Below are 26,880 nucleotides of genomic sequence, written 5' to 3' on the forward strand. Positions count from 1 at the left end.
CCTGTAGGAGCTGCCGAAGGCTCGGGCCGCGATCGGACGATCTTTTGATCTTGTTTTTAAAAAGCAAAATCAAAAGATCGCAGCCTCCGGCAGCTCCTACATTTGGATTTGTGGTGTTGGTTAGAGCGCGGAGCGAATCAGATCGCCCAGCCAGTCCATAAACACCCTCACCCGCAACGGCAAATGCCGCTGCCGCGCGTACAACAATGAAATCCCCATCGCCGGCGCGGTGAATTGCGGCAGCACGGTCACCAGTTCACCGTTTTCCAGATGCGGCTGCATGCCGGTGCGCGGCACCTGAGTAAGACCGAAGCCTCCGAGGCACGCCGACTCGTAAGCGTCAGTGCTGTTGACCGTAATGCTGCCAGCCATCGGCAAGCGCTTAACCTGACCGCCCTCCTCATACACAAAGCCTTCCGAACGCGAACCGAGTACGCCCACGTAATGCACCAGCCGATGCTGCGCTAGGTCCTCCAGCGTCTGCGGCACGCCATAGCGCGCGAGGTACGCGGGGCTGGCGCAGTTGACCATGGGAAAGTCACCGAGGTGTCGCGCGACCACTGATTGATCCGGTTGCGCGCCAATCCTCACCACGCAATCGAAGCCTTCGCTGAGCAGGTCGACGCGGCGGTCGGTGCTGCTGATTTCCAGCTCCAGATTCGGGTGCCGATCCATGAACTGCGGCAGGCGCGGCATGATCAGGCGCCGCGCGAGAATGTTCGGCAGGTCGACACGAATGCGCCCGGTCAGCGACGCCTCATCCTGGCGGAACAAGCCCTCGATCTCATCCATGTGCGAGAGCAGATCCTTGCTGCGTTCGTACAGCACCAGACCGTCCTGTGTCGCCTGTACCTTGCGTGTGGTGCGTTGCAGCAGACGCGTGCCGAGTAACGCCTCCAGCGCCTGCACATGCTCGGACACGGTTGATCGCGGCAGTCCGAGATTTTCCCCGGCGAGGGTAAAACTCGACAGTTCGCTGACCCGCACGAAAGTACGCAGCAGTTCCAGTTTGTTCATGGCGGGCCTTTGATTGTTCGGCTGAGCCGATCAGTGATTCCGGATTCACTCTGTTTATCACCTCAGGGCGGATAAATAAACTGAGTCCCATCACCACTCACCGCATCGAGGAAGCTTCCATGAATCGTAAAATCGCATTGATCACCGGCGCCAGCCGTGGCCTGGGCAAGAACGCCGCTCTGCACCTCGCCGCTCAAGGCATCGACATCATCGGCACTTACCACAGCCGTGCTGATGAAGCTCAAGCGCTGGTGAAAGAAGTGCAAGCACTTGGCGGCAAAGCCGTGATGCTGCAACTCGATGTTGGCCGCAGCGAAAGCTTTTCTCAATTCGCCGGGCAGGTCGAGCAAGCCTTGGCGCAAACCTTCGAGCGCCAGCGTTTTGATTTCCTGATCAACAATGCCGGGGTCGGCCTGCATGTCAGCTTCGCCGAGACCAGCGTGGAGCAATTCGACATGCTGATGAACGTGCATTTGAAAGGGCCGTTCTTTCTGACTCAGCAACTGCTGCCGCTGATTAACGACGGTGGTCGGATCATCAACATCTCCAGCGGCCTCGCGCGTTTCACGATCCCCGGCGCCAGCGCCTATGCAGCAATGAAAGGCGCGATCGAAGTGCTGACCCGCTATCAGGCGAAAGAACTGGGTGCGCGGCAAATTGCCGTGAATACCCTGGCGCCCGGTGCGATTGAAACCGACTTTGGTGGCGGTACCGTGCGCGACAATGCGGCGGTGAATGCGATGGTCGCCGACAACACTGCGCTGGGGCGCGCCGGTCAGCCGGATGACATTGGCGGGGCATTGGCGTTGTTGCTGTCGCCGGGGGCGCAGTGGATCAATGGTCAACGGGTTGAAGCCTCTGGCGGCATGTTCCTTTAATCAACGCTGAAACACCTTCCCTTGTAGGAGCTGCCGCAGGCTCGGGCCGCGATCGGACGATCTTTTGATCTTGCTGTTAAAAATCAAAATCAAAAGATCGTCCGATCGCGGCCCGAGCCTTCGGCAGCTCCTACACGGGGATCGAGGTTAGTTCTGACAGGCGTTGCGGGTCATAAAGCGCTCACGCACCACGTCATAACCCCAGTGATACACGTAGGTGTACGGCAGGAAAAACAGCAACACGCCGATGTCGAGCAAAAACGCCTGCCACAGGCTGACCGACAGCCACCAGGCAATCAGCGGCACGCCCATCACGATCAAACCACCCTCGAACAGCAGCGCGTGCACCACCCGTACCCAGGCGTTGTGCGCAACGTTCAGGCGTTCCAGCAGACGGTCGAAGAAACGGTTGAACACCACGTTCCAAGCGAGCGCCAACAGCGCGATCAGCACCGTCACTGCGCCCATTTCAAGCATCGGTTTCTGCATGATCCACGCCAGCAACGGGGTGCAGATCAGGATGGCCAGCAGTTCGAAACCAACGGCCTGGAAAATACGTTCAGTGATGGATTTGTGGGCAGTCATGGCCTGAGTCCTTGAGTGAAGATGGTTGCCATGATCTATGCTCGCATCGATACTTCATAACCAATAACCATCGATCAAGGCGATAGTTGATGATTTCGCAGGAAGTGCTGCTGGCTTTCGTCCAGGCTGCCACCCAAGGTTCGTTTTCGGCAGCGGCGCGCAAGCTCGGGCGCAGCCAGTCGACTATCAGCGCGGCGGTGGCCAGCCTTGAGATTGATCTGGACCTGGTGCTGTTTGATCGCAGCAGCCGCAAACCGACCCTGACCCCGGCCGGGCATGTGATGCTGCAACGCGCCGAGGCGATTCTGGCGGCCAGCAGTCGCCTGGAAATGACCGCGCGACAGTTGTCCCAAGGCGTCGAGCCGAAGTTGACCGTGGCGATTTCCGACACTTATCAATCGGACCGGTTTGAAGCGGCGTTGGTCGGGTTTGAGCAGCGTTATCCGGATCTGGAGCTGGAATGTTTGATTGCCGAATGTGATGACCTGATCGAACTGGTGCAGCGTGGTCGTGCTCATCTGGCCTTCGCGGAGATGCAAGAAAACTATCCGCCGGATCTGGCGACGTCGACGGTGGCCGAACGCACGGAAATCGCATTGTTCGTCAATCGCGACCACCCGCTGGCCAAGCTTGATCGCATTGATCAGCAGATCCTCGAGCAGCATCGCGAATTGCGTCTGGCGACCATCGTCAATCCTTACGACAGTCGCGGCAAAGGTCGGGTGTGGTCGGCACCGAGTTATCTGATGTTGCTGGAAATGGCCGAGAAAGGTTTTGGCTGGGCGCCATTGCCGCGTTGGCTGGCGCAGCGCTTTGGCAATGATTTGCTGGTGGAGTTGAAGGTGCGTGGGTGGCCGAAACCGGTGTTTGTTGATGCCTTGTGGTCGCGGCTTTATCCACCGGGGCCGGCGGGGAGTTGGTTGCTCAGCAAGATGCTGGAATAGCGGCGCTGCTGATCGCTGGCAAGCCTGAAGTCAAAAGCCCCTCACCCCAGCCCTCCCGAAACGTCGGACCGCCCGGAGGGAGAGGGAGCTGACCGAGGTGTCTTGCGTCAGACATCGACCTGAGAGACCGAGTCGATTATGGATTCATTGGATATGAGCTCAAAAGCCCATCACCCCAGCCCTCTCCCGGAGGGAGAGGGAGCTGACCGAGGTGTCTTGCGTCAGACATCGACCTGAAAGACCGAGTCGATTATGGATTCACTGCGACCTTAAACCCCAACCAGATTGGGTCGATTATGGATTTCATTGCGACCGTACCTCGACCAGACTGGGTCGATTCTGGATTCAAAGCCGGTCGTTCAAGTCGGTGAATTCTCCAATATCCCCCAATCGGTCCCCTCTCCCCCTGGGAGAGGGCTAGGGTGAGGGCAATTCCAGCGCCATGAGCCGCCCTTCAATAAACCGCCGCTCCGGCTCTTGTCGGGTCAACTCCAAGGCGCGCAGATACGCCGCCCTCGCCTCTTCCACCCTGCCCAACTGCCGACAAAACTCCGCCCGCGCCGAATGCGCCAAGTGGTAATCCTGCAACTCGCCCCGCGCCAAAATCCCTTCAATCAGATTCAACCCGGCCAACACGCCATCGCGCTTGGCCACCGCCACCGCCCGGTTCAGCTCGATCACCGGCGAAGGCACCGCGCGCAGCAGTACGTCATACAAGCCAACGATCTGCTCCCAATCCGTCTCCGCCGCCGACGGTGCCTCAGCATGAACCGCCGCAATCGCCGCCTGCAAACAATACGGTCCAAACCGCCGCGTGGTCAGCGCGCGCTCGACCAGCGCACAACCCTCAGCGATCAATTGGCTGTCCCACAATGATCGATCCTGATCGTCGAGCAAGACCAATTCACCGTCCGGCGAGGTGCGCGCCGAGCGTCGCGATTCGTGCAACAACATCATCGCCAACAGCCCCATCACCTCCGGTTCTGGCAGCAACTCCATCAACAGTCGCCCCAACCTGATCGCCTCGCGGGTCAGATCCTCACGGGTCACCTCGGCCCCACCCGACGCCGAATACCCTTCGTTGAACACCAGATAAATCACCCGCAACACACTGTCGAGTCGTTCGGGCAATTCGTTCAGGCTCGGTACTTGATAAGGGATTTTCGCGTCACGGATCTTGGCTTTCGCCCGCACGATGCGCTGGGCTATCGCCGCTGGCGCGGAGAGAAAGGCGCGGGCGATTTCCTCGGTGGTCAGGTCGCAGACTTCGCGCAAGGTCAGCGGCACTTGTGCATCCGCCGCCAGCGCCGGGTGGCAGCAGGTGAAGATCAGCCGCAGGCGATCATCTTCCACGTCTTCACCGCTCCAGTCGGCCTGTTCCAGTTCTTCCAGTTGCGCCAACAACAATGGCTGCGAGGCCTTGAACCGAGCGCGGCGGCGCAATACATCAATCGCCTTGAAGCGCCCGGTGGACACCAGCCAAGTGCGCGGGTTGTCGGGCACGCCGTCGCGTTGCCAGCGCTCGACCGCGACGAAGAACGCCTCGTGCAAGGCTTCTTCGGCGAGGTCGAAATCACCGAGCAGACGAATCAGCGTCGCCAGAATCCGTCGCGAGTCTTCGCGATAGACCTGCTCGACCCGCGCCCGAACCTCAGACATTCAACTGCCGCACCGGGCGCACTTCAACACTCCCAACCCGCGCCGCCGGAATGTTGCCGGCGACCTGGATTGCTTCGTTGAGATCCTTGGCGTCGATCAGATAGAAGCCGGCCAGTTGCTCCTTGGTTTCGGCGAACGGGCCATCGGTAATCGACAGTTTGCCGTTGCGCATACGCACCGTGGTGGCGGTCTGCACCGACTCCAGCGCTTCGGCGGCAACCATCCGCCCGCTGCCCTGAATCGACTCGGCGTAGGCCCAGCACTCGGCATCCTCCGGGCTGTCGGGCGACGAATGCAGCAGATGTTCATCGCTGTAGACCAGGCATAAATACTTCATGGCGTTCTCCTGAAGCGGACGGTTCAACTATGGCTGAAGATCAGGGGGTCACATCGAACAGGGTCGCGCCGCTCATCGGATCGAACGGCGCCGACCAGTGTTCATGGGCGATTTTCCACGCCCCGCCGACCTGCCGGTAGCAAGCGGTGACGCGCATCCAGCAGCTCTGGGTTTCGCCTTTGTCATTGGTGCCGCCGCAATTGGCTACCCAGTGGGCGAAGGCGATGTTGTCGGCGCTTTCGATGGCAATTTCGTGGAACTCGAAAATGTGCGGGCCGGGGCACATTTCCATGCATTCGACCCAGTGCGCGCGGTAGGCGGGTTTGCCCTTGAATTGCAGCGCCTTGATCGCGTCGAAGGAGACGATGTCGTCGGCGTACAACGCCATGACTTTCTCCACGTCCTTTTTCATGACGGCTTCGCGGTAGGTGTTGATCAGGGTCTGGATCTCGGTTTGTGCGCTCATGGTGTTCACCGTGGTTTTTGTTGTGAAGACACCTTTAGTCGTTCGGCGAACAGGCAGATCGACAGTCGAAACAAAAAATTTCCACTGAGGCCAAAATCGCTAGAATCCGAGGCTCATCTTTGTAGGAAAAAGGAAATTCCCGTGTCAGCCCAACTCGTACCGTACGACAGCCTTAACGCCTTGCAGCGTGAGCAAGTCGAGGCGATTGAAATCCATGCCGAGCAGATCAAGTTTTCCGGCGACATTCATGGTGCCTTGCACACCCTCCTGTCGAAACCCGGCCCGGGCGTAAAAGGTTTTGCCCTGCTGGCGGATGAAGTGCCGGTGGCGTTTCTGCTGCTCAAACGCCCGCCGGTGTTGCCAGCCTGGGCCGATGAACACAGCGCCACCTTGCATGCGTTGCAGGTCGATCGCCGCGCCCAGGGCAAGGGTTACGGCAAGGCCTGCCTGCAAGCGTTGCCCGAAGTCGCGCGTCAGGCCTGGCCGGAGATCAAGGGGCTGGAATTGTCGGTGGACGCGGATAACGACGCAGCCATCGCGCTGTATGCCAAACACGGCTATGTCGACAGCGGCGAAGCGTACAAGGGCCGGATCGGTTACGAACGGCGCATGGGGCTGTTTTTCTAAGTGAGTGGGAGAACAAGGATGATCGATTCAATCGCAGCGCTGGAAGCGATTTACGGACTGCCCCACGAGCGCGCGGTGCGCAAGCAGATCGGTTTTCTCAACGAGGATTATCAGGCGATGGTGCGGGTCTCGCCGCTGGTGATTGTCAGCTCGGTGGGCGCCGATGGCCTGGATAATTCGCCGCGTGGGGACCAGCCCGGATTTGTGCGGATCATTGATGAACACACGCTGGCCCTGCCGGATCGCCCGGGCAACAACCGCATCGATACCTTGCGCAATGTGCTGCAGGATTCGCGTGTGTCGCTGCTGTTCATCATTCCGGGGATTGGCGAGACGCTGCGGGTTAATGGTACGGCGGTGATCAGCGATGAACCGGCCTTGCTGGAGAGTTTTGCGGTGAATGGCAAACCGGCGAAGACCGTGTTGCTGGTGACGGTAGAAGCGGCGTTCTTCCATTGCTCGAAAGCCTTCGTCCGTTCGGATGCGTGGAATCCTGAAACGCATCTGCCGCGCTCGGCCCTGCCCTCTGCCGGCGCCTTCCACAAGCGCCTGAACGATGGCGAGTTCGATGCCGAAACCTACGACCGCGAAGCGCCAAAAAGAGTAAACGACACCCTCTACTAAACGCGGATTTTCAAACGCCACAACAACCTGTGGGAGCGAGCCTGCTCGCGAAAGCGTCATATCAGTCAACAAATTGGTTGGCTGACACGGCCTCTTCGCGAGCAGGCTCGCTCCCACAGTTTTGATCAGTGCTGGGTCAGAGGGTCAGGATCATCTCGTGCCACGCCATGCCGCCGTGATCCGACTCCGACGGTTTGATGTAGGCAAAGCCAAACCCGGCATACAGCGGGATGTGTATTTCTTTGCACATCAAATGAATGGTCGCCTTATCCATCCCGCGCATACGCTCGATGAACTCGGCCATCAAACGCTTGGCCAAGCCCTGCCCCTGATAATCCGGGTGCACCACCACCGACATGATCACCACGTTCGGCCCCTTCGGGTCGTGGCCGATCAACTCCTTGAACGCCTCGTCGGACATCTGCACATCAAACGCCGCGCCGGAGTTGACGAAGCCTGCGACCTCACCATCCACCTCGGCAACGATAAAACCTTCCGGCCAGGTGGCGATGCGCGTGGCGATCTTCTCGCGAGTAGCCGCTTCGTCACCTTCATAGGCGACGGTTTCGATGGCGTAGCAGCGGTCCAGATCGGCGGCGGTGACATTGCGGATGACGGTGTTCATGGCAGCTCGGAAATCAGCAGAAGAAAGTGCCGAAAGCATAAAGGAATAAGGTCTGCATATCGATGCGCACGGGCGGCGTAAAGCCTGCGTATAAGCGCTTTTCTTCAGATTCGGGGCGGGCTATTTCTCAGGTATGTCTCTGATCACCCGTGGGGGAAACAACTAATGAGCAGTGTTCAGATCGGTCTGTTGATGGTGTTGGGCATCAGTACTTTCGGCTTCATCACGCTGGCGGTCGACCTGCTGCGCACGCGGCGTAAACAGCGTTGAAAGCATGAGGCGGATCACTGATCCGCCTCAGGTTTGTTGGCTCAGGCCTTGGTATCAACCGGCACGCAGATTTCCAGTTTGCCGGTGTTCAGTTTCGGATTGAAGTCGGCGCTGTAACGCTCCAGCTCCGGGGCGTTGAGCTCTACGTAGTGGGAGGTTGGCAACCAGGTCTTGTAGATGTATTGCAGGGTTTGTGGCAATTGCTCGAGCGGTCCTTTGTGCTCGAACACTGCGTACTGGCGAGGCAGCACTTCGACCCACTGGTACACCTTCTGATCGAGGTCATCGAGCTTGCTGATTTCCACCCCGGCGATGTAATCGAAGCCACCCTTGCCATCGAAATTGCTGCAGACCCCGTAGGTCACTTCGTTCTTTTGCCCCGGGATCTTTCCCAGGTGCGGCAAGAACTTTTCCCACAGCGCCGGGATGTCTTTTGCTGTGTCTTGGGTAAATCGACCACGAAAACCTGCAATCAGCAGGAAGTGTCCATGTTCGAAGCGAGGTTCAGCCACTTCGACGCGTGTTTGCTCATCCATGACTCGACTCCTGGAACAAAAAAAGGGGTTCGGCTGGGAGTATAGAAAGCCCGACCCAATTCGCACGCTTACAGCGCGTGCAACTGCTCGACGGCGCCAGAACCGACAAATTCGTTGTAGCCGGATACGATCACGTACACCGCGAAATAGCAGAAGATCGCTGCAGATGCCATGTAGGAATAGCGCAACAGCTTGTCACCCAGCAGCTTTCCACCGTGGCTCGCAGCGAAGCACAAACCCGCCGACCAGAGCAGCCCGGCGCAAAGGAAACCGCCAAGGAACAGCGCCGAACTCACCGGACCGCCGCCACCGGAACGGGCGATCAACGTACCGCCAACCGCGGCAAACCAGAGAATCGCACTCGGCGACGACATTGCCAGAAAAATCCCCCGGAAAAACTCCTTGCGATGGGAGTTGTGCCCAACCTCCGCCGTCTCGGCCAGCAGTGCTTCGTGATGGATCGCCGAGTAAATCATCTTCGCCGCGAAGTAGATCAGCAGCGCCGAACCACCAATCCACAACACCCAGCGCACGGTCTCGTACTGCAACAGAACCGTCATCCCGGCCAGCGCCAGCACCGCATAAATCAGGTCGCCGACACAGGTGCCGAGGCCGAGGGCAAAGCCCTGAAAGTAACCGCGCTGCATCGCCAGCGTGATCATTGCGATGTTGGCCACGCCGATATCCAGGCACAGCGAAAGGCTCAGCAAGAAGCCGCTGGTGAATTCCATCTACCGATTTCCTTGGGACAAAATTGTTTACAAACGGGCTGGACAGTATGCCATCACTGACCTTATCTTCCGCCACAGGTCACCGCAGTGACCAGCGTCGCTCGGACGGTTCCGGGCGCTTACGTTATCCGAGGCAACAATGGCCGAACAAGGTTCGCCGCGCCGCTTTGCGCGCATAGATCGACTCCCCCCTTACGTTTTCAACATCACCGCCGAGCTGAAAATGGCCGCGCGGCGTCGTGGTGAAGACATCATCGACTTGAGCATGGGCAACCCCGACGGCGCCACGCCGCCGCACATTGTCGAAAAACTCGTGCAAGTTGCCCAACGCGAAGACACCCACGGTTATTCCACATCCAAGGGTATTCCGCGCCTGCGCCGGGCGATTTCCAACTGGTACAAGGATCGCTACGCGGTCGATATCGACCCGGAAAGCGAAGCGATTGTCACCATCGGTTCCAAGGAAGGCCTGGCGCATTTGATGCTGGCGACCCTGGACCAAGGCGACACCGTGCTGGTGCCGAATCCGAGCTACCCGATTCACATCTACGGTGCGGTGATTGCCGGCGCCCAGGTGCGTTCGGTGCCGCTGGTGCCGGGCGTGGACTTCTTCGATGAACTGGAACGGGCGATTCGCGGTTCGATCCCGAAGCCGAAAATGATGATCCTCGGCTTCCCGTCGAACCCGACCGCGCAGTGCGTGGAGCTGGATTTCTTCGAGCGGGTGATCGCCCTCGCCAAGCAGTACGACGTGCTGGTGATTCACGATCTGGCGTACGCCGACATCGTCTACGACGGCTGGAAAGCCCCGTCGATCATGCAAGTGCCGGGCGCCAAGGACATTGCGGTGGAGTTTTTTACCCTGTCGAAGAGCTACAACATGGCCGGCTGGCGCATCGGTTTCATGGTCGGCAACCCGGAACTGGTCAACGCGCTGGCACGGATCAAGAGCTACCACGACTACGGCACGTTTACCCCGCTGCAAGTGGCGGCGATCGCTGCGCTGGAAGGCGATCAGCAATGCGTGCGCGACATCGCCGAGCAGTATCGCCAGCGTCGTAATGTGCTGGTCAAAGGCCTGCATGAGCTGGGCTGGATGGTCGAGAATCCAAAGGCTTCGATGTATGTCTGGGCGAAGATTCCTGAGCAGTACGCGCATCTGGGTTCGCTGGAATTCGCCAAGAAACTGCTGGCCGAGGCTAAAGTTTGTGTCTCGCCGGGGGTGGGGTTTGGTGAGTACGGCGACGATCACGTGCGCTTTGCGCTGATCGAAAACCAGGACCGGATTCGTCAGGCGGTGCGCGGGATTCGCGGGATGTTCCGGGCGGATGGTCTGAGTCCAAAAACTTCCGCCTGACACCTATCCCCTGTGGGAGCGAGCCTGCTCGCGAAAGCGGTATGTCAGTCAGCATATTGGCTGGCTGACATGGCCTCTTCGCGAGCAGGCTCGCTCCCACATTGGTTTTGGGTGAACCACGAAATCCACCCACAAAAAAAACCGCATCGCTGCGGTTTTTTTGTGTCTGCAAGAAGCTGCTTAAACGAACAGCGACAACAGCAGGATAAAGCCCAACGCGACGATGGAGAGGATGGTTTCCATCGCTGTCCAGGTCTTGAACGTCTCGGCCACGGTCATGTTGAAGTACTGCTTCACCAGCCAGAAACCGGCGTCGTTAACGTGGGACAGGATCAACGAACCGGCGCCGGTAGCCAGCACCAGCAACTCACGGTTAACGCCCGGAATCATCCCCACCACCGGCACAACAATGCCGGCGCCCGTGATGGTCGCCACAGTTGCCGAACCGGTCGCGATACGAATCACCGCCGCCACCAGCCACGCCAGCAGGATCGGCGAGATCTGTGCGCTGACCGCCATGTGGCCGATCACGTCGCCCACGCCGCTGGTCACCAGCATCTGCTTGAAGCCACCACCAGCACCGATGATCAGGATGATCGCGGCGGTTGGCGCCAGGCTCGCATCCAGCCACTTAAGCATCTGTTGCGAACCGATGCCCTGCTTGTGCCCGAAGGTGTACAGCGACAGCAGCAAGGCCAGCAGCAGTGCGGAGATCGGGTGACCGATCATGTCCATCCAGGTGCGGAAGAAGTGACCGTCCGGCAGCGCCACATCAGCGAAGGTTTTCAGCAGCATCAGGAACACCGGCAGCAGCACGGTGATCAGGGTGATGGTGAAGCTCGGCAGCTTGGCCGAGTCGTCATTTTCGCGGGCCAGTTGATCGACCAGTTCCTGATTCGGGTGACCCGGAATGTGCTTGGCGATGAACGTACCGAAGATAGGACCGGCAATGATTGCCGTCGGCAGCGCAACGATCAGACCATAAAGAATGGTCTTGCCGATGTCAGCGCCGAACACACCGATGGCCAGCAGCGGCCCCGGGTGCGGTGGCACCAGACCGTGCACGGCGGACAGGCCGGCGAGCAGCGGGATACCGATCTTGATGATCGACACACCGGTGCGGCGCGCAACGATGAACACCAACGGAATCAGCAGCACGAAGCCGATTTCGAAGAACAGCGGAATGCCCACCAGGAATGCGGCGAACATCATTGCCCACTGGACTTTGTCTTTGCCGAACGCCCGGATCAGGGTCTGGGCGATCTGATCCGCCCCGCCCGACTCGGCCATCATTTTGCCGAGCATGGTGCCCAGCGCAAGGATGATGCCGACAAAACCGAGCACGCCGCCGAAGCCGTCCTGGAACGCCTTGATGATGGTGCCGATCGGCATGCCCGACGTCAGGCCGAGGAACGCGGCGGCGATGGTCAGGGAGATAAATGGGTGAATCTTGAATTTGGTGATCAGGATAATCAGGCCGATTACCGTGACCACTGCATCGAGCAGCAGGTAGGCGTCGTGGGACATGCCAAACATTGGGGGTGTCTCCTGGATTGTTGTTGTTATTAAAGCGGGTTAAACAGAAGTCGTGAGGACAGCGCTATCTCTTTCAACACACTCATACCGCCTGTTTCAGACCGTGGGCCTGCCACCAGACGTGAGCCTGGGACGCCAGTTCTTCAACGCTGTGGATCGAAGCATTCAACGCCAGGGTCAACGGCTCGCCCTTCGGCGATTCGAGGGTGGCGAACTGGCTTTCGATCAACGTGGCCGGCATGAAGTGGCCCGGACGATGGGACACACGTTCAGCGGCAACTTCAGGGGTCAATTCAAGAAACACGAAACCCAGGCCCGGCAAGGCACTGCGCAACACTTCGCGATAACTGAGTTTAAGGGCCGAGCAGGTCAGCACCGGGCGTTTGCCCAGCGCGTCGACGCGACGCAGTTCATCGCACAGGCTGTCGAGCCAGCCGGCACGGTCGTCGTCGTTCAGGGGGATCCCCGCGCTCATCTTTTCGATGTTCGCGGCCGGATGGAAAGTATCGCCTTCAATGGCAGTGGCGCCGCTCAATTGGCACAGGGCCTCGCTGACGCACGTCTTGCCGCAACCGGCAACGCCCATGATGACCAGGGCGGTGATGGGATGACTCATATAACACCTCAGCGCGCAGACAGCGCTACCTTTGCTAGCTATGACTCTAGTGCACAGGCAGAAGTTGCCGACGCCTTCTTGTCGTTTTTTTGGGTTGCAGCAGGTTTGTTCCCAACGCCAAAAAGCGAAGATCAGGCAGGACCTCGCTTACGCATTTACAGCTGCATCAGGACAGCGCTACCTTAGTGCCTTGATTTTTGTTTGGCAAGCCGTCGATGACCACCCCTAAAAACGATAAAAATACCCGCACCACCGGCCGTCCCACCCTGAATGAAGTTGCCCGCCTGGCCGGTGTCAGTCCGATTACCGCCTCTCGCGCCTTGCGTGGGGTCAGCACGGTCGCCACCGAACTGGTGGAAAAAGTGCAGAAAGCAGCCAGTGAACTCAACTACGTAGTGAACCCTGCTGCCCGTGCGTTGGCCTCGGCGCAGAGCCATTCGGTCGTGGTCTTAGTGCCTTCGCTGTCCAACTTATTGTTCATCGACACGCTGGAAGCCATTCATCGGGTGCTCACGCCCAAAGGCTTTGAAGTGCTGATCGGCAACTTCCACTATTCACGCGATGAAGAAGAAAACCTGCTGCGCAACTACATGGCCTATCAGCCGCGCGGTTTCTTGTTGACCGGGTTTGATCGCACGGAAAGTTCGCGGCGGATGATCGAGGCGAGCAACATTCCCTGCGTGTACATGATGGAACTGGACAGTGCGGCCGGGGTGAACTGCGTGGGTTTCTCGCAACTGAGTGCCGGTGAAACGGCGGCCGAACATTTGCTTTCGCGAGGGCGCAAGCGTCTGGCTTACATCGGTGCGCAACTTGATCAGCGCACGTTGTTGCGCGGTGAGGGTTTTCGCAAAGCGCTGCAGAAGGCCGGGCGTTATGACCCGGACCTCGAAGTGCTGACGCCTCGCTCTTCATCGGTAGGCTTGGGCGGGGAACTGTTTATGCAATTGCTCGCGGCGCATCCGGATGTTGATGCGATCTTCTTTGGTAACGACGACCTGGCGCAGGGTGCGTTGCTGGAAGCGCTGCGTCACGGCATCAAGATTCCCGAGCAGGTGGCGATTTTGGGCTTCAACGATTTGCCGATGTCCGAGCACATGGTGCCGCGCTTGAGCAGCATCAACACCCCGCGCGAAGCGATCGGCCGGCGCGCGGCGGAGCAGATGCTGACATTGATGGCCGGTAACAGCGTGGCGCGTCCTGTTGAAGACATGGGCTTTGAACTGAAGATTCGCGAAAGTACCTGACAACAGGTAACCGATCGTTCCCACGCTCTGCGTGGGAATGCCTCAACGGACGCTCCGCGTTCGGCTTTTGATGGGACGCAGAGCGTCCCGGGCTGCATTCCCACGCAGAGCGTGGGAACGATCAACTGCCCAACAATTCGACGAGGGCATGCGCGCCCTTCTGCAATGGCTGGCTCTTGAGCCACACCGCATGCACCGGCATCACCAGACCGTTTTCGATGTTGCGGAAATTCAGGCGTTTCAGCCGCCCGGACTCAATCCGCGCCTGCACCACCGACAGCGGAAAATTGCCCCAACCCAATCCCGCCTCGACCATTTCCATCGCTGTTTCAAGGCTGTCGGTACGCCAATACGACTCCGCCACCAACGGTCGCGTCTCACTGATCGGTAAGTCCCGGCTGGCGACGATGATCTGTCGCACATGCACCAGGTCTTCAAGAAACACATCCTGCCCCTGCAACAGCGGACTGTCCGCCGCCAGCGTGGCGATCATCCGTTCGTTGCCGACAAACTGAAATCGCTCCAGCACGTTCATGCTCAACCCGGCGAACGCCAGACACACGCTGACCCGGCCGCTGTGCAGCATCGCCAGCACGTCATCCTGCGGTGCAGTGAGCACTTCGATATCGAGCAATGGATGGAGCTCGGCGATCACCTTGATCGCCGCCAGCAAGCGCCGCCGGTCGATGTCCGCGACCACGCCAATCGACAACTTGCTCTCCAGCCCCAGCGACAATTCCACGGCATGCACTTGCAGTTGCTTGAGCTGTTCGGCGATCAGTCGCGCGTGAGGCACCAGCGACAGTGCCATCGGCGTCGGTTGCGGTTCGCGATGGCTGCGGTCGAAGAGCAGATAACCCAGTTCGGCTTCAAGGTTGCCAATGCTCATGCTGACGGCGGAAGGCACCCGACCTAATGCCCGTGCCGCCGCCGAAAACGAGCCGCGTTCAATTACGGCAAGAAACAGCTCGATGCTGTCGCTGTTGAAATTCACTTCACACACCTATCAACAAAACTGAAAGTAGCTGACTTTTTCTGTCAGCTCTATTGAAGCTATCTTTCGCCGCCTTCGCCAGTCCCACTGGCCCAAAAGTCGCAAGAAAGAGGCAATCCCCATGCAAGGCGTCAAACGCAAACTGGTCTACGTATCGCTCTACGAAGTGATCGGCATGACCTTCTCCGCCCTCGGTCTGGCGCTGTTGTCCGGCACCTCACCGGGCAGCACCGGGCCATTGGCGGTGATCATCACCACCATCGCCGTGACCTGGAATTTCATCTACACCTCGTTGTTCGAGCACTGGGAAAGCCGCCAGCAATCGCGCACCCGCACGGTAAAACGACGCATTGCTCACGCCGTCGGCTTTCAACTGACGCTGATCGTGTTCCTGATTCCGTTGATCGCGTGGTGGATGAACATCAGCTTGGTACAGGCGTTTCTGCTCGATCTGGCGTTGATCATTTTCATCCCGTGCTACACGTTCGCCTTCAACTGGCTGTTCGACCGGATCTTCGGACTGCCTGCATCGGCATTGCCGGATTCGGCGGCTGCGGCATAAATCGTTAATTCGTAAGCAGATATTGCGAGAATTCAGCGGTTTATCTGTGTAAACCGCCGATATTCACAATCCGTGAACTCCGATAGCAGGCTAAGCTTTTCCATCAATAAAAAATGGACCAGCCCATGACTGCTCACGCCCCCGCCGCCGCGCAAAGCGACGGCATCGACCCGATCCGCGCCGCCCAAGTGTCCGCCCGCATTGATCGTCTTCCGGCGGTCGCGACGATCTGGCGGCTGGTGGCGCTGCTGTCGATCGGTGGTTTTTTCGAACTGTACGACCTGTTCCAGACCGCCTACATCAGCCCCGGGCTGATCCGCGACGGGATCTTTGCCACTGGCAATCAGGGTGTGTTCGGTTTCTCCGATCAAGCGGCGTTTGCCTCGGCGACGTTCCTCGGCCTGTTCCTCGGCGCCAGCCTGCTCAGCCCGTTGGCCGATCGCTTTGGCCGCCGCGCGATCTTCACCTTCGCCCTGGTCTGGTACACAGTGGCGACGGTGCTGATGGGCATTGAGAGTTCGGCGCTGGGCATCATCTGCATGCGCTTTCTGGTCGGCATCGGTTTGGGCATCGAACTGGTGACCATCGACGCCTACCTCTCGGAACTGGTGCCCAAGCGCATGCGCAGTTCGGCATTTGCCTTTGCGTTTTTCGTGCAGTTCCTGTCGGTGCCGGCGGTGGCGTTGATGTCGTGGTGGCTGGTGCCGCAAGCGCCGTTCGGCGTGTCCGGCTGGCGTTGGGTGGTGTTGGCCAGTGCAGTGTTTGCGCTGTTTATCTGGTGGCTGCGCAAGCGTCTGCCGGAATCGCCGCGCTGGCTCGCGCAGCATGGCCGCTTTGATGAAGCCAACCGGATTCTTGATGGCATCGAAGCACGCTGCGAGAAAGATCACGGCAAGCCGCTGGACGTTCCCGAAACGGTCCCGGTCGACGTCGAAGGCAAGGGTCGCTTCGCCGATATCTGGCAGCCACCGTATCGTCGTCGCGCATTGATGCTGATCGTTTTCCACATCTTCCAGGCCATCGGGTTCTTCGGTTTCGGCAACTGGTTGCCGGCGCTGCTCTCCGGCCAGGGCGTCAGCGTCACCCACAGTTTGATGTACGCCTTCATCATCACCCTCGCCTACCCGCTCGGGCCGCTGCTGTTCGTCAAGTTCGCCAACCGTTTCGAAAACAAATGGCAGATCGTCGGTTCGGCCCTCGGCGCGATGACCTTCGGCACCTTGTTCGCCCTGCAGACCAGCGCCTTCGGGCTGATCTTCTGCGGAGTGATGATCACCTTCTGCAACGCCTGGCTGAGCTTCAGTTATCACTCGTACCAGAGCGAACTGTTCCCGACCAACATTCGCGCCCGCGCCGTGGGTTTCTGTTATTCGTTCAGTCGCTTGTCGACGGTGTTCAGCAGCTTGCTGATCGGGATGTTCCTGGATAATTTCGGCACGCCGGGAGTGTTGGCATTCATCGTCAGCAGCATGCTGATCGTGATGCTGACCATTGGCTGGTTCGGTCCGCGCACGCGCAATCTGGCACTAGAGAACATTGCCCATCGCTGACGGGCGCAACGGTCATCCTCTGCCGCTTATCGGCAATGGATGACCGCCGCGAACACCTGACTGATGATCAAATTGTTGAAATAAAAGGATTTATTCAGAAGGCACGGTAATTGCTCCGTTACGCCAGTCAGCAATTACCTACAGGTCTACACATCATGTTGATCAGTGCCAAACAACAGCAAATCATTCACCTGCCAAAAGCGCTGAATGACGATGCGACGTCCACCGCCGCAGCCGGTCTGCAAGGTGGCCTGCACGGCGCCATGCTGCAAACCCTGCAAAACCAGACGCAGGCGCAAACCGCCGAAGCCACTGCCAAGGTGCAGGACTCGGCCACGCAGATCGCCACCCAGCAAGTCAGCGAAGCCTCGCGTATCAGCGACAACGTCGACGAAGCGTTCGCCAAGACCCGCGTGGGCCTGCAGTCGACCGACGCCACCAGCGCCTCGGCGACATCCGCCACTGACGAGTTCAAGGATTACATGAGCAAGACGCCGGAACAGCGTTTGCGCGACAGTATCCTGCAGTCCATGGGGCTGACCGAAGATGACATCAAAGCCATGCCGCCGGAGAAACAACTGGCCGTCGGCAAGGAGATCGCCGAGCGCTTGCAGGACAAGATGAAGTTGGCGCAGGCGGAGAAAGACAACGACGTGAAGGACAGTGACAAGCAGGCGGACAAGTTTCTCGCTGCACTCTGAGACCACGGATTCCTGGCTACCGCACGGTATCCCTGTAGGAGCTGCCGAAGGCTGCGATCTTTTGATCTTGCTTCCACCAACGAATCAAAAGATCGCAGCCTCGTTCCACTCGACAGCTCCTACAGGCCACTTTGTGGAATCAGTTCAGTTGCAGGGTCTCATTGAACTGGCTGATCGCATCCACCACATGCCGCGAGCCCTGCTGAATCTCCAGAATCACCTCCCCCGCCTCGTTCGCCAGCTCCACCCCGAGCCCGGTGCGGCTCAGGCTTGATTGCATGCTCGACACCGCACTCAGCGACAGGTCATGGTTCTTGCGCACTACCTCGACAATTTCCAGGGTTGCCTGACTGGTTCGCGCAGCCAGGCTGCGCACTTCATCCGCAACCACGGCAAACCCGCGTCCATGTTCACCGGCCCGCGCCGCTTCGATGGCGGCGTTGAGCGCCAGCAGGTTGGTCTGGTCGGCAATGCCGCGAATGGTCTGCACGATGGTGCCGATGATGTCCGACTGTTTGCTCACTGCATCGATACTGGACGCAGCTTCGTTGAGGTCGCGGGAAATGTCCTGAATGATCTGCACGGTTTGCTGCACGACCTGTGAGCCTTTTTGCGCGCAGGCGTCGTTTTGTACCGAGGTGCTGTGGGCCGATTCGGCAGCGTTCTGCAATGTAGTCATCTGATGGGTGATGTCGCTGGCGAATTTCACCACTTTGTACAGTCGCCCTTTGGCATCGAACAGCGGGTTGTACGAGGCTTCGAGGTAAACCATCTGCCCGGTTTTGTTCTTGCGTTCGAAACGATGTGAGTGATATTCGCCGCGATTGAGCGAAGCCCAGAATGCCTTGTACTGCGCAGACTCGGCTTCGGCACGATGGCAGAACAGGCTGTGATGATGGCCGACGATTTCGTTGAGCGAGTACTGCATGGTTTGCAGAAAGTTGTCGTTGGCGGTAATGACATTGCCTTCCGGGGTGAACTCGATCACCGCCATGGAACGGCTGATCGCCGCCAGCATGCTTTCTTCTTCGTGTTCTTTATTCACCCGAGCGGTGATGTCGGCAGCCACTTTGATCACGCTCTGGACTTGCTTGTCCGGGCCATATACCGGCATGTAACTGGCTTCGAGCCAGACTTCCCTGCCGGCCTTGTTCAAGCGCAGGAAAGTCCCGCTGATCGGTTCACCACGCGCCAGGTCACGCCACAATCTGGCGTACTCTTCGCTGCGGTAAAAAGCCTCTTCACAAAACACCCGATGATGTTTGCCACGCACTTCATCGGCGCTGTAGCCCATGGTCTTGCAGAAGTTTTCATTGGCATCGAGAACGATGCCGTCAGGGCTGAACTCGATCATGGCCATCGAACGGCTGATCGCGGCCAGTTTGGCGTTGGCCTCGGTCAGGGCGCAGCTGAAGCGCTCGATTTCCTGCAGGTCAGCCTTGTGATGTAGGTTGAACATGGTTGTATCACCTTCCGCGCGGACTTTTGATTTGATGAAAGTTCAGTTCTTTCACGATCCACCACTACGTTCCACAGAACAGGCACACGCATTCCTCCACGGGAGGAAGTTGTCAGGTGATAAATGATGATCAATCGGAGAGTCCATGCAGCGACGCTCTAATCAAGACATCCTTCTCTTGATAGCCCGCACGCGGGCCAGCCCTAACGCGTTGAAGAACTTCCATGTAAGCGACGCTCCTTGTTGGTTCAGTGTCGGTGCCTTGGGTTGCGCACTCTGGCAGCATGAATTCACGGACCAATCTGTGCATCCGCCATGTTTTGACATGACGGTCGACATAGTTAGTTACAGGAAGCATAGCCAGTGCCAAGACCAGCGCAAGGCCACTAGTCGGCCAGTATCTGGCACTTTTTGCACAAGAAACGGTTCAGCGCGGGGAGAATTGTTGGCGGGGCGGACGTTTTCGCGAGCAAGTTCGCTCCCACAGGAGAAACGCATTCCAATGTGGGAGCGAGCCTGCTCGCGAAGGCGCCATAAGAAGCACTGCAAAAACAACAGAAACGACTTACAGACTTCCAGTCACTTTGGTTGCCACCTCAGCAGGCACCCAAGGCTTCCAGACCTGCGGCTGATCACGCAAAAACGCCTGCGCCACCACTCTCGGCTGCAAGCGCTTTTCACTCATCCCCGCCAAAGTCTGGTTCAACAGATCAATCGGCAAATCGACCTTTTCAAAGAACGTTACCAGTTCCGGGTACTGCGCCTTGAACGGCGCCGACACGCCAATCGCCAGACTCGCCGGCATCGACCGGGTGCCTTTTGGATTCGGGTTATTGGCATCGGCGAGGGTTTTCCAGGCCTCGGCATCGAACGGCGGTTCTTCCAGTTTCACCAGTTTGAATCGCCCCAGCAGCGGCGTCGGTGACCAGTAGTAGAACAACACCGGTTTGCCCCGTTTGATCGACGACGCCACCTCGGCATCCAGTGCCGCGCCGGAACCGGTGCGGAAGTTGACGAAGCTGTCGTTCAGCGCATAAGCCTTGAGTTTCTGGCTGTTGACGATTTCCGAGGTCCAACCGGTCGGGCTGTTGAGGAAACGTCCGCGAGCCGGGTCTTCCGGGTCGCGGAACACATCCTTGTAGCGCGGCAAGTCCGCCACCGACTTCAACTCCGGCGCCAACGCTTTGATGCCCCGCTCGGGGTCACCCTTGATCACATACTCCGGCACCCACCAGCCTTCGGTTGCGCCTTTGACCGTGTCGCCCAGGCCGAACACCTTGCCTTCTGCGGCAGCCTTGACCCACGCCGGACTGCGCCCGGCCCATTCCTCGCCGATCACCTGAATATCGTTTTTCGCCAGCGCCGCTTCCAGGCTGACGGTGCTGCCGGGCAACGTGTCGGTCGGGTAGCCGTAGCCTTTCTCGACGATCAGGCGCAGCACTTCAGTGATGAAACTGCCGCTTTCCCAAGTGATGTCGCCGAAGTGGATCGGCGTGGTTTTCTCCGATGCCGCCACAGCGCCAACACTCAGGCTCAGTGCCAGCAGCGAAGTGCCGAGCAGGGTTTTGATCGATCTCATGCGGACCTCTTGTCTTGCAGGGATTGGTTGGCGCTGTGGCGATCGCACAGCGCTTGGGAACGGCTCATGTAGACGCTGACCGAACGCTGGGAGATGCCCAGTTCGGCGGCGATTTGCGGGTAGGTCATGCCGTCGATGCGGGCGAGCAGAAACGTCGTGCGGACCTTGTCGGGCAAGCGTTGCAAGCTGTGATCGAGGCGGTTGAGGGTTTGCGATAGGGTGACGAGATCTTCAGGCGAAACGGCGTAATCGACATCGAGTTGCTGGCGATGACGACGCTCCAGATCACTGCGCCGCCAGCGTTGATAGAGCAGGCGCTGGGCGATGGTCGTCAGCAAGGCGCGGGGTTCGCGGATGGCCCTCAGCGACGGGGCTTCGAGCAATTGCGCAAAGGTCTCAGCGGCGATGTCCTCGCTGCCGGCCGCGTCGTGCAGATGCCCGCGCAGGTATGCGCAGAGCCAGCGATAGTGAGCGCGAAACAGATCGTCCACGGTGTTGCGATGGGAAAGCTCGGCGCCGGACATAGGGGCTCCTGGTTAGGGGTCGCTGAATGTCCGGTGTTCCGGTGGCGCGATCGTAGCAAGGCGCCTTATTCTTTAAAAATACTTAAATTTCATTTTTATATTCTATTTTGAAATATAAAAACAAAAGATCGCAGCCTTCGGCAGCTGCTACACCGATCCCCTGTAGGAGCTGCCGAAGGCTGCGATCTTTTAGCGCAAGCGGCCATAGCCAAGTTCTTCAGCCTCACCCTGATAGTCGAGGAGGATCTGATAATCGCTCTCGCTAGCCGCAAGCACCTCAGGCAATCCCAAGGTCTCCACGACATCAGGGAGTTCGCGCAAGGTTTCATTCATTACCTGTCGGAGCTGCTCGATCTGCTCATCCGTAGCGCTACCGACCGTAATGAACGGCAAGGTCGGGCTCAGGGCACTGCGCGCAATCACCCGCAAGGCACGGACTTCTTCCGGCGCATGTTGCAACAGATAGGCGTAGGTGACGCTGTCGATGGCGGCCAGATCGGCGCGGTTTTCGCGCAACCAGCGCAGGCTCTCGCGATGGCCGCCGCTGATGCCGACCGAGGCGAAGAAGTGTCCGTCCTGATTCAGTGGCGCCAAGCGCTGACGCAGCAGGTTCATGCCACTGTTGGAGTCTTCGCTGTTGATCACCCCCCGACTGTTGTGAAAGTCCGCCAGGGTTTTGCGTGGGTCGTCAACTCGGCCGAGGATCAGGCTGCAATGATTGCCGGCGCTGGCGTCGGGCAGTTCGTAGCGTGGGCGGCCGACGATGCGCACTTGTCCGCGCAATGCAGTCATCAGCGGATAGCCGCAGGTTTGCGTGAGCAGCAACTCGGGGGATAACCAGAGTTCGGGCAATGACAGGCCTTCAGCGCTCAGGCGAGTGTGGCCAAGTTGCTCGAGAATGCGCGCAATCCAACGCTCATTGGCCGCGCGGATCGGCTCGGGGGCGACGTACATCAAGAGTTCGGTGTGGTGTTGGGTCATACACGTTTTTCCCGAGTTACAAATATCCAATGTGGGAGCGAGCCTGCTCGCGAAAGCGCTGGGTCAGACAACAGACCTATCAACTGACACGACGCCTTCGCGAGCAGGCTCGCTCCCACAGGGTTTTGTGGTGGTCTTGGGTCAGTGGAAGGGATGCTCGGGGCTGTCTATCGGTTTCAAGGCATGGCGCCGCCAGAACTCGCCATACCCGCGCACCAGAAACCCGCCACTGCGCGCGATCCACTGCTCGCGATGCATCCGGTAAACCTTCGGCAAGTCGTACCACGCCAGCTTCGGCAAGTCGTGATGCACCAGATGAAAATTCAGATTCAGGAACAACCAGCGCCACGGCCAAGCGGCTTCGTTCAACACCGTGCGCTGCTCCGGTTGCGCATGTGGGCGATGTTCATAGTAAGAGCGGATCATCGCGATCGACAGCGCCGGCACGCTGATCAGCAACAGGTAATGCCACACCGGCAGCACACTGAATCGGGCGACGAACCACAGCACCAGCAACGTGAACACGCCATGGGGCAGCCACATAAACCAGGCCTGGCGTTCAGCGTTTTTCAGCCGCAGCAACTCTTCTTTGGCCAGCGCCATCAGCGCCAGCGGAGCACCGATCAAAAAGCGCCCGAGCACGGTTTTGTTCAACCAGTGCAGGCTGCGTTCGAACAGCGAACTGCCCTGCCAGCCCGCGCGGGTCAGGTAACGGCTTTCCGGATCGACGCCGGGCACGGTCAGATCCTCATCGCGGTGATGCAGCAAATGGCTGTCGCGATACAGCGTGTACGGATACCAGACCGCGAACGGCGCATAGCCAAGGATTTTGTTGACGAGGGTCCAGCGCGTCGGATGCCCGTGAAGCAGTTCGTGCTGTACCGACAACCACAGCACCAGCAGCGGGATCAGCAGCATCGTGCTCAAGCCACGACCGAGCCAGTGACTATTGAGAACAATGGCGATCCAGCCGCCGTAGACGCCGATCAGCAACAGCCAGGTTGGCCATTCAGTGCGGGCAGTGAAACGTTGGCGCAGGGTTTCGATCTGCTGACGATGGGCGGCGTCGAAGTAATGGGACATGGCGTTGCTCGGAACGGGATTCTTGCCCTTCTGTGCAACGACGCTGCGCAATCTTGCAGATTATTTTCGGGTGCAGGCTGGAGCCCGAGAACCGGGCTCCGAAAAGGCGTGATCAATGGCCGAATATGTCGACCTTTTTGGCTTTCTTCTCCGCACGTTTTTCAATCGCGGTCTTGGCCGGTTTCTTCTTCGCGGCTTTCTTTGAATCCATACCTTTGGACATGATGCGTACTCCACTCACAGGGGATGTGAGGTCAGGTATACACCTATCCAGAGCCGTGCGTTCTTTTATAATCGGCGCTTTGCCCACCGACAGTCCGATCCCATGCCCGACACCCAATACAGCCTGCTCGACGAGTCGCTTTGGCCGTTGATGAACAAGTTTTACCGCAGCCATCAATCGTCGATGAAAGCTGTTCGCGAGGCACAATTATGGGTGGCGCGGCGCGGAGAGATTGTGGGCGCGTTGTGCTTGCGGCCGGTGGCGGGTGGGCATTGGTTGACCGGGTTGTTTGTTGATCCGGGCTGTCGCGAACAAGGCGTTGCCGCACAGCTGATCGCGGCGGCGGTGCTGGATGTGAGCGAGCCGGTGTGGCTGTTCTGTCATCCGGATTTGCGCGAGTTTTATGAGCGACGCGGGTTCACGTTCGACCCGGTGCTGCCGCAAGCGATGGCAGAGCGATTGAGCCGGTATGCCCGGAGCAAGCCGATGATTGCGATGGAGCTGGCCCCCTCACAATCCTGATGTGCAATGCAAAACCAATGTGGGAGCGAGCCTGCTCGCGAAAGCACTGTGTCAGTCACAGAATCTGTCACTGATATTGCGCATTCGCGAGCAGGCTCGCTCCCACAGGGGATGTGTTGGGTCTTGAATTAATCGTCGGCTGCGGGATCGAGATCCGGGAACATCACTTCAGTGAAGCCGAATTTGCTGAAGTCAGTGATGCGCGACGGGTACAAGCGGCCGATCAGGTGGTCGCATTCGTGCTGCACAACACGGGCATGGAAACCTGAAGCGATACGCACAATCGGCTCGCCCTTCGGGTCAAAACCCTCATAGCGAATCTGCTGGTAGCGATCGACCGCGCCACGCAAACCCGGCACTGACAGACAGCCTTCAAAGCCCTCCTCCGTCAACGGACTCAGCGGCGTGATCAGCGGATTGATCAGGATTGTCTGCGGCACGGCTTCAGCGTCCGGATAACGTTCGCTGTGTTCGAAACCAAAGATCACCAATTGCAGATCGACACCGATCTGCGGCGCCGCCAGGCCGACGCCGCCGACGCTTTCCATGGTCTGGAACATGTCGTCGATCAGTTGCCACAGCTCAGGGCTGTCGAACATTTCGGCTGGCACTGGCGGGGCGATACGCAGCAAGCGCTCGTCGCCCATTTTCAGAATTTCACGAATCATGATTCAGACTTCGTCAGTGTCCGGCTTGAGCGAGTGATCGCGGCCCAGGCCCGAGACGTGTTGTTTGGGATGTTCATCGAGTTCGCCGGGGACTTTCTCACCCGCATCCTTGCCCTCGCTGGACATGTGCTCGATCACCGCATTCATCTCCGCGCCGAGCAACAGCACCGCCGCGGAAATGTAGAAGTACAGCAACAGCACGATGATCGCCCCGATGCTGCCATACATCGCGTTGTAGTTGGCGAAGGTTTTCACGTAGAACGCGAAACCCAGTGAGGCGATGATCCACACCACCACGGCCAATACCGAACCGGGTGTAATGAAGCGGAATTCCTGTTTGACGTCGGGCATCACGTAGTAGATCAGTGCCACGGCGACCATCATCAGAATCACGATCACCGGCCAGCGCGCGATGGTCCACACGGTGACGATGAAGTCTTCCAGCCCCACCTGCGCGGCGATCCAGCCCATCACCTGCGGCCCGAGCACCATCAGCGCGGCGGCCACCAGCAACATGCCGGCTATGCCGACGGTGTAGAAAATCGACAATGGGAAGCGCTTCCAGACCGGCCGCCCTTCGACCACGTCATACGCGGCGTTCATTGCGCTCATCATCAAACGCACGCCAGCGGAGGCGGTGTACAGGGCGATGACGATACCGACGGAAAGCAGGCCACCCTTGGACTGCTGCAACTGGTCGATCACCGGGTTGACCTGCTCCAGCGCCTGCGGTGGCAGGACCAGTTCCGATTGCAGGCGCAGCCAGGAGAAGAAGTCCGGCAGGTGCAGGAAACCGATCAGGGCTATCAGAAACAGGATGAACGGGAACAGCGAGAACAGCATCTGGTAAGCCAGTGCCGAGGCGTAGGTCGACATCTCGTCGTCGACGAATTCTGTGACCGTGCGCACCATCACCCGGTGCAGGGGCAGACCTTTCATGTCCGGAAAAATCATTCGCGTCTCCTTTCGCCGCAGAACAGGTTGAAGTCGTGGCGACTCAGGGGCGTTTTTTACATCACGTTAGCCTGTTTGGCGAACCTCGTCGGGTCGCTGCAGGCTTTTGACACAAAAACGGCCATCCTTGGATGGCCGTTCATGTATTTCGTTCAAGGCTGGATTACGCCTTGTCGACGCCTTTTTTGACCGCGTCCTTGGCTTTGCCGACCGCTTGCTGGGCTTCGCCTTTTTTCTCTTGAATCTTGCCTTCGGCCTGCAGCTTGGTGTTGTCGGTAGCTTTACCGACGCCTTGCTTGACGTTGCCGACGGCTTCGTTGGCCATGCCTTTTACTTTATCGCCTGTGCTACTCATGGTGTTTCTCCTTGGTGCAATTAGGGGGAAAAGTCAGTACGTAATGATTGACTGGCCGGGTTTGCACCAAGTTTCATTTATTTTCGGGGGTTCATTTCGTCGCGGCGTGCAGGTTGGGCTTTATGTTTGCTGCCCAACCCACGAGAATGCCCACCATATGGGCGCCACGCGCCAGGAACCGATCCCGCAGGAATGTTATGAAACTCGATAAAACGCAGGCCATCGCCCGACGCAACAAGGAACTGGGCGGTGCCGTGCTCGGCACCAACAACTGCCACTTCGCCGAACTGAACCGTAACCGCAACATCTGGTGGTTCGACCTGCCAGTGTCGCGTCTGGCCATCGGTCAGTACGAGTGGATTCACCTGCTGATGCACACACCGGCCACCGACGAACTGCTGCACCTGAAAGTGCCGACGGTGTTCCTGCGTGAAAAGCTTGAAGGGCTGGTGATTCGCAACGAAGGCAAGCGTAAAGCGGCATTGAGCCTGGAATTGAGCGCGGACAAGGATTCGTATCTGCAGGACATGCGTCCGGCGGGGACTAACGTGAATTTTGCGCCGTTCCGTCAATAGCCCTCACCCTAGCCCTCTCCCAGAGGGAGAGGGGACTGATCGAGGTGTTTGGGCGAGCTACGCCGACTTGAGATATCGAGTCGAACTCAGGTTCT

At 58.7% G+C, this 26,880-nt stretch carries 30 protein-coding genes and 1 pseudogene; 11 read left to right on the forward strand and 20 right to left on the reverse strand.

From position 1 onward, the window contains the following. Positions 1–120: 120 nt before the first annotated feature. Positions 121–1,017 carry a LysR family transcriptional regulator gene (locus tag RMV17_RS22465; RefSeq protein WP_212621247.1) on the reverse strand — a complete coding sequence of 299 codons (897 nt, stop codon included), beginning with the start codon at positions 1,015–1,017 and terminating at the stop codon, positions 121–123. 119 nt (positions 1,018–1,136) lie between these two features. Here RMV17_RS22465 and RMV17_RS22470 point away from each other — a divergent pair, with 119 nt between their 5' ends. Then, positions 1,137–1,895 carry an SDR family oxidoreductase gene (locus RMV17_RS22470; RefSeq protein ID WP_311882638.1) on the forward strand — a complete coding sequence of 253 codons (759 nt, stop codon included), beginning with the start codon at positions 1,137–1,139 and terminating at the stop codon, positions 1,893–1,895. 147 nt (positions 1,896–2,042) lie between these two features. Here RMV17_RS22470 and RMV17_RS22475 read toward each other — a convergent pair whose 3' ends face one another. Next, on the reverse strand, positions 2,043–2,480 hold the full coding sequence (locus RMV17_RS22475; RefSeq protein ID WP_034153357.1) for a multidrug/biocide efflux PACE transporter: 438 nt from the start codon (positions 2,478–2,480) through the stop codon (positions 2,043–2,045). 89 nt (positions 2,481–2,569) lie between these two features. Between RMV17_RS22475 and RMV17_RS22480 the strand changes: the two genes are divergently transcribed. After that, positions 2,570–3,424, forward strand: a complete 855-nt coding sequence (locus RMV17_RS22480) for a LysR family transcriptional regulator (protein ID WP_034153358.1) — start codon at positions 2,570–2,572, stop codon at positions 3,422–3,424. A 417-nt stretch (positions 3,425–3,841) separates the two neighbouring features. Here RMV17_RS22480 and RMV17_RS22485 read toward each other — a convergent pair whose 3' ends face one another. The 3 genes from RMV17_RS22485 to RMV17_RS22495 are packed head-to-tail and all read right to left on the reverse strand — an operon-like array spanning position 3,842 to position 5,886. After that, positions 3,842–5,083, reverse strand: a complete 1,242-nt coding sequence (locus RMV17_RS22485) for an RNA polymerase sigma factor (protein WP_311882639.1) — start codon at positions 5,081–5,083, stop codon at positions 3,842–3,844. Beyond that, positions 5,076–5,420 (reverse strand): YciI family protein, encoded by a 345-nt coding sequence (locus tag RMV17_RS22490; protein ID WP_034153360.1) that lies wholly within the window; start codon positions 5,418–5,420, stop codon positions 5,076–5,078. The genes RMV17_RS22485 and RMV17_RS22490 overlap by 8 nt, the downstream gene beginning before the upstream one ends. Before the next feature lie 40 nt (positions 5,421–5,460). Further along, on the reverse strand, positions 5,461–5,886 hold the full coding sequence (locus RMV17_RS22495) for a nuclear transport factor 2 family protein (RefSeq protein WP_034153361.1): 426 nt from the start codon (positions 5,884–5,886) through the stop codon (positions 5,461–5,463). A gap of 141 nt (positions 5,887–6,027) precedes the next feature. Between RMV17_RS22495 and RMV17_RS22500 the strand changes: the two genes are divergently transcribed. Both RMV17_RS22500 and RMV17_RS22505 read left to right on the forward strand, forming a co-directional pair. Next, positions 6,028–6,513, forward strand: coding sequence for a GNAT family N-acetyltransferase (locus tag RMV17_RS22500; protein ID WP_034153362.1), 486 nt, complete (start codon positions 6,028–6,030; stop codon positions 6,511–6,513). Between the two features lie 18 nt (positions 6,514–6,531). Then, positions 6,532–7,137, forward strand: coding sequence for a pyridoxamine 5'-phosphate oxidase family protein (locus tag RMV17_RS22505; RefSeq protein WP_311882640.1), 606 nt, complete (start codon positions 6,532–6,534; stop codon positions 7,135–7,137). 136 nt (positions 7,138–7,273) lie between these two features. On the opposite strand, the gene RMV17_RS22510 is transcribed toward RMV17_RS22505, so the two are convergent. The 3 genes from RMV17_RS22510 to RMV17_RS22520 all read right to left on the reverse strand — a co-directional run bounded on the left by RMV17_RS22510 (position 7,274) and on the right by RMV17_RS22520 (position 9,299). Then, positions 7,274–7,762, reverse strand: a complete 489-nt coding sequence (locus RMV17_RS22510) for a GNAT family N-acetyltransferase (protein WP_108225481.1) — start codon at positions 7,760–7,762, stop codon at positions 7,274–7,276. A gap of 311 nt (positions 7,763–8,073) precedes the next feature. Then, positions 8,074–8,568 (reverse strand): GyrI-like domain-containing protein, encoded by a 495-nt coding sequence (locus RMV17_RS22515; RefSeq protein WP_311882641.1) that lies wholly within the window; start codon positions 8,566–8,568, stop codon positions 8,074–8,076. 68 nt (positions 8,569–8,636) lie between these two features. After that, positions 8,637–9,299 (reverse strand): LysE family translocator, encoded by a 663-nt coding sequence (locus RMV17_RS22520; RefSeq protein WP_311882642.1) that lies wholly within the window; start codon positions 9,297–9,299, stop codon positions 8,637–8,639. A gap of 139 nt (positions 9,300–9,438) precedes the next feature. Here RMV17_RS22520 and alaC point away from each other — a divergent pair, with 139 nt between their 5' ends. Beyond that, a complete protein-coding gene (alaC, locus tag RMV17_RS22525) occupies positions 9,439–10,656 on the forward strand; it encodes an alanine transaminase (RefSeq protein WP_095121254.1) in 1,218 nt (405 codons plus the stop codon). 180 nt (positions 10,657–10,836) lie between these two features. Here the strand turns inward: alaC and RMV17_RS22530 are convergent, their stop codons facing one another. Further along, complete coding sequence (locus RMV17_RS22530; protein WP_099756982.1) at positions 10,837–12,192, reverse strand: GntP family permease; 1,356 nt, start codon at positions 12,190–12,192, stop codon at positions 10,837–10,839. Between the two features lie 82 nt (positions 12,193–12,274). After that, entirely contained in the window at positions 12,275–12,808 is a 534-nt protein-coding gene (locus RMV17_RS22535) for a gluconokinase (protein ID WP_034153368.1), read from the reverse strand. A 215-nt stretch (positions 12,809–13,023) separates the two neighbouring features. Here RMV17_RS22535 and RMV17_RS22540 point away from each other — a divergent pair, with 215 nt between their 5' ends. Next, complete coding sequence (locus RMV17_RS22540) at positions 13,024–14,055, forward strand: LacI family DNA-binding transcriptional regulator (RefSeq protein ID WP_016983674.1); 1,032 nt, start codon at positions 13,024–13,026, stop codon at positions 14,053–14,055. Between the two features lie 121 nt (positions 14,056–14,176). Here RMV17_RS22540 and RMV17_RS22545 read toward each other — a convergent pair whose 3' ends face one another. After that, positions 14,177–15,049: a LysR family transcriptional regulator gene (locus tag RMV17_RS22545; RefSeq protein ID WP_108225485.1), complete on the reverse strand. Its 873-nt coding sequence runs from the start codon at positions 15,047–15,049 to the stop codon at positions 14,177–14,179. 121 nt (positions 15,050–15,170) lie between these two features. Here RMV17_RS22545 and RMV17_RS22550 point away from each other — a divergent pair, with 121 nt between their 5' ends. From RMV17_RS22550 to RMV17_RS22560, 3 genes are all read left to right on the forward strand, one after another. Next, a complete protein-coding gene (locus RMV17_RS22550; protein WP_034153370.1) occupies positions 15,171–15,611 on the forward strand; it encodes a PACE efflux transporter in 441 nt (146 codons plus the stop codon). A 125-nt stretch (positions 15,612–15,736) separates the two neighbouring features. Next, a complete protein-coding gene (locus RMV17_RS22555) occupies positions 15,737–17,161 on the forward strand; it encodes an MFS transporter (RefSeq protein ID WP_311882643.1) in 1,425 nt (474 codons plus the stop codon). A gap of 155 nt (positions 17,162–17,316) precedes the next feature. Then, entirely contained in the window at positions 17,317–17,862 is a 546-nt protein-coding gene (locus RMV17_RS22560; protein WP_150652120.1) for a hypothetical protein, read from the forward strand. Between the two features lie 139 nt (positions 17,863–18,001). On the opposite strand, the gene RMV17_RS30190 is transcribed toward RMV17_RS22560, so the two are convergent. The 6 genes and pseudogenes from RMV17_RS30190 to RMV17_RS22585 all read right to left on the reverse strand — a co-directional run bounded on the left by RMV17_RS30190 (position 18,002) and on the right by RMV17_RS22585 (position 23,488). Continuing rightward, the gene (locus RMV17_RS30190; RefSeq protein ID WP_409373139.1) at positions 18,002–18,541 is read right to left on the reverse strand and encodes a methyl-accepting chemotaxis protein; all 540 of its coding nucleotides are present in this window, start codon (positions 18,539–18,541) and stop codon (positions 18,002–18,004) included. A gap of 51 nt (positions 18,542–18,592) precedes the next feature. Next, positions 18,593–19,321 (reverse strand): annotated as a pseudogene (locus RMV17_RS30195) (PAS domain-containing protein); the annotation flags it as partial. Between the two features lie 565 nt (positions 19,322–19,886). After that, positions 19,887–20,900 (reverse strand): ABC transporter substrate-binding protein, encoded by a 1,014-nt coding sequence (locus tag RMV17_RS22570; RefSeq protein ID WP_311882645.1) that lies wholly within the window; start codon positions 20,898–20,900, stop codon positions 19,887–19,889. Continuing rightward, on the reverse strand, positions 20,897–21,424 hold the full coding sequence (locus RMV17_RS22575) for a sigma-70 family RNA polymerase sigma factor (RefSeq protein ID WP_311882646.1): 528 nt from the start codon (positions 21,422–21,424) through the stop codon (positions 20,897–20,899). The genes RMV17_RS22570 and RMV17_RS22575 overlap by 4 nt, the downstream gene beginning before the upstream one ends. Before the next feature lie 189 nt (positions 21,425–21,613). Next, complete coding sequence (locus RMV17_RS22580) at positions 21,614–22,405, reverse strand: PhnD/SsuA/transferrin family substrate-binding protein (protein WP_311882647.1); 792 nt, start codon at positions 22,403–22,405, stop codon at positions 21,614–21,616. Positions 22,406–22,546: 141 nt separating this feature from the next. Next, positions 22,547–23,488 (reverse strand): fatty acid desaturase, encoded by a 942-nt coding sequence (locus tag RMV17_RS22585; RefSeq protein ID WP_311882648.1) that lies wholly within the window; start codon positions 23,486–23,488, stop codon positions 22,547–22,549. 325 nt (positions 23,489–23,813) lie between these two features. On the opposite strand from RMV17_RS22585, the gene RMV17_RS22590 reads away from it, so the two are divergent. After that, positions 23,814–24,233: a GNAT family N-acetyltransferase gene (locus RMV17_RS22590; RefSeq protein WP_311882649.1), complete on the forward strand. Its 420-nt coding sequence runs from the start codon at positions 23,814–23,816 to the stop codon at positions 24,231–24,233. A 128-nt stretch (positions 24,234–24,361) separates the two neighbouring features. Here the strand turns inward: RMV17_RS22590 and def are convergent, their stop codons facing one another. The 3 genes from def to RMV17_RS22605 all read right to left on the reverse strand — a co-directional run bounded on the left by def (position 24,362) and on the right by RMV17_RS22605 (position 26,210). Then, positions 24,362–24,901, reverse strand: coding sequence for a peptide deformylase (gene def / locus RMV17_RS22595; RefSeq protein WP_311882650.1), 540 nt, complete (start codon positions 24,899–24,901; stop codon positions 24,362–24,364). Between the two features lie 3 nt (positions 24,902–24,904). Beyond that, positions 24,905–25,855: a YihY/virulence factor BrkB family protein gene (locus tag RMV17_RS22600; protein WP_034153379.1), complete on the reverse strand. Its 951-nt coding sequence runs from the start codon at positions 25,853–25,855 to the stop codon at positions 24,905–24,907. Between the two features lie 163 nt (positions 25,856–26,018). Then, a complete protein-coding gene (locus RMV17_RS22605; protein WP_008082339.1) occupies positions 26,019–26,210 on the reverse strand; it encodes a CsbD family protein in 192 nt (63 codons plus the stop codon). 197 nt (positions 26,211–26,407) lie between these two features. On the opposite strand from RMV17_RS22605, the gene RMV17_RS22610 reads away from it, so the two are divergent. Then, positions 26,408–26,785, forward strand: coding sequence for a hypothetical protein (locus RMV17_RS22610; RefSeq protein ID WP_007917843.1), 378 nt, complete (start codon positions 26,408–26,410; stop codon positions 26,783–26,785). The last annotated feature ends 95 nt before the right edge of the window (positions 26,786–26,880 follow it).

Origin of the sequence: Pseudomonas sp. VD-NE ins (genome assembly GCF_031882575.1) — a bacterium.
GTDB classification, from domain to species: Bacteria; Pseudomonadota; Gammaproteobacteria; order Pseudomonadales; family Pseudomonadaceae; genus Aquipseudomonas; species Aquipseudomonas fluorescens_BZ.

Bases quoted from the DNA above. Each gene is read 5' to 3' on its own strand.
- RMV17_RS22505 (WP_311882640.1), top strand. From the start codon at position 6,532: ATGATCGATTCAATCGCAGCGCTGGAAGCGATTTACGGACTGCCCCAC.
- def (WP_311882650.1), bottom strand. From the start codon at position 24,901: ATGATTCGTGAAATTCTGAAAATGGGCGACGAGCGCTTGCTGCGTATC.
- RMV17_RS22550 (WP_034153370.1), top strand. From the start codon at position 15,171: ATGCAAGGCGTCAAACGCAAACTGGTCTACGTATCGCTCTACGAAGTG.
- RMV17_RS22560 (WP_150652120.1), top strand. From the start codon at position 17,317: ATGTTGATCAGTGCCAAACAACAGCAAATCATTCACCTGCCAAAAGCG.
- RMV17_RS22520 (WP_311882642.1), bottom strand. From the start codon at position 9,299: ATGGAATTCACCAGCGGCTTCTTGCTGAGCCTTTCGCTGTGCCTGGAT.
- RMV17_RS22470 (WP_311882638.1), top strand. From the start codon at position 1,137: ATGAATCGTAAAATCGCATTGATCACCGGCGCCAGCCGTGGCCTGGGC.
- RMV17_RS22510 (WP_108225481.1), bottom strand. From the start codon at position 7,762: ATGAACACCGTCATCCGCAATGTCACCGCCGCCGATCTGGACCGCTGC.
- RMV17_RS30190 (WP_409373139.1), bottom strand. From the start codon at position 18,541: ATGACTACATTGCAGAACGCTGCCGAATCGGCCCACAGCACCTCGGTA.
- RMV17_RS22490 (WP_034153360.1), bottom strand. From the start codon at position 5,420: ATGAAGTATTTATGCCTGGTCTACAGCGATGAACATCTGCTGCATTCG.
- RMV17_RS22515 (WP_311882641.1), bottom strand. From the start codon at position 8,568: ATGGATGAGCAAACACGCGTCGAAGTGGCTGAACCTCGCTTCGAACAT.
- RMV17_RS22610 (WP_007917843.1), top strand. From the start codon at position 26,408: ATGAAACTCGATAAAACGCAGGCCATCGCCCGACGCAACAAGGAACTG.
- RMV17_RS22555 (WP_311882643.1), top strand. From the start codon at position 15,737: ATGACTGCTCACGCCCCCGCCGCCGCGCAAAGCGACGGCATCGACCCG.
- RMV17_RS22495 (WP_034153361.1), bottom strand. From the start codon at position 5,886: ATGAGCGCACAAACCGAGATCCAGACCCTGATCAACACCTACCGCGAA.
- RMV17_RS22580 (WP_311882647.1), bottom strand. From the start codon at position 22,405: ATGACCCAACACCACACCGAACTCTTGATGTACGTCGCCCCCGAGCCG.
- RMV17_RS22540 (WP_016983674.1), top strand. From the start codon at position 13,024: ATGACCACCCCTAAAAACGATAAAAATACCCGCACCACCGGCCGTCCC.
- RMV17_RS22605 (WP_008082339.1), bottom strand. From the start codon at position 26,210: ATGAGTAGCACAGGCGATAAAGTAAAAGGCATGGCCAACGAAGCCGTC.
- RMV17_RS22475 (WP_034153357.1), bottom strand. From the start codon at position 2,480: ATGACTGCCCACAAATCCATCACTGAACGTATTTTCCAGGCCGTTGGT.
- RMV17_RS22600 (WP_034153379.1), bottom strand. From the start codon at position 25,855: ATGATTTTTCCGGACATGAAAGGTCTGCCCCTGCACCGGGTGATGGTG.
- RMV17_RS22590 (WP_311882649.1), top strand. From the start codon at position 23,814: ATGCCCGACACCCAATACAGCCTGCTCGACGAGTCGCTTTGGCCGTTG.
- RMV17_RS22535 (WP_034153368.1), bottom strand. From the start codon at position 12,808: ATGAGTCATCCCATCACCGCCCTGGTCATCATGGGCGTTGCCGGTTGC.
- RMV17_RS22575 (WP_311882646.1), bottom strand. From the start codon at position 21,424: ATGTCCGGCGCCGAGCTTTCCCATCGCAACACCGTGGACGATCTGTTT.
- RMV17_RS22585 (WP_311882648.1), bottom strand. From the start codon at position 23,488: ATGTCCCATTACTTCGACGCCGCCCATCGTCAGCAGATCGAAACCCTG.
- RMV17_RS22570 (WP_311882645.1), bottom strand. From the start codon at position 20,900: ATGAGATCGATCAAAACCCTGCTCGGCACTTCGCTGCTGGCACTGAGC.
- RMV17_RS22485 (WP_311882639.1), bottom strand. From the start codon at position 5,083: ATGTCTGAGGTTCGGGCGCGGGTCGAGCAGGTCTATCGCGAAGACTCG.
- RMV17_RS22530 (WP_099756982.1), bottom strand. From the start codon at position 12,192: ATGTTTGGCATGTCCCACGACGCCTACCTGCTGCTCGATGCAGTGGTC.
- alaC (WP_095121254.1), top strand. From the start codon at position 9,439: ATGGCCGAACAAGGTTCGCCGCGCCGCTTTGCGCGCATAGATCGACTC.
- RMV17_RS22465 (WP_212621247.1), bottom strand. From the start codon at position 1,017: ATGAACAAACTGGAACTGCTGCGTACTTTCGTGCGGGTCAGCGAACTG.
- RMV17_RS22480 (WP_034153358.1), top strand. From the start codon at position 2,570: ATGATTTCGCAGGAAGTGCTGCTGGCTTTCGTCCAGGCTGCCACCCAA.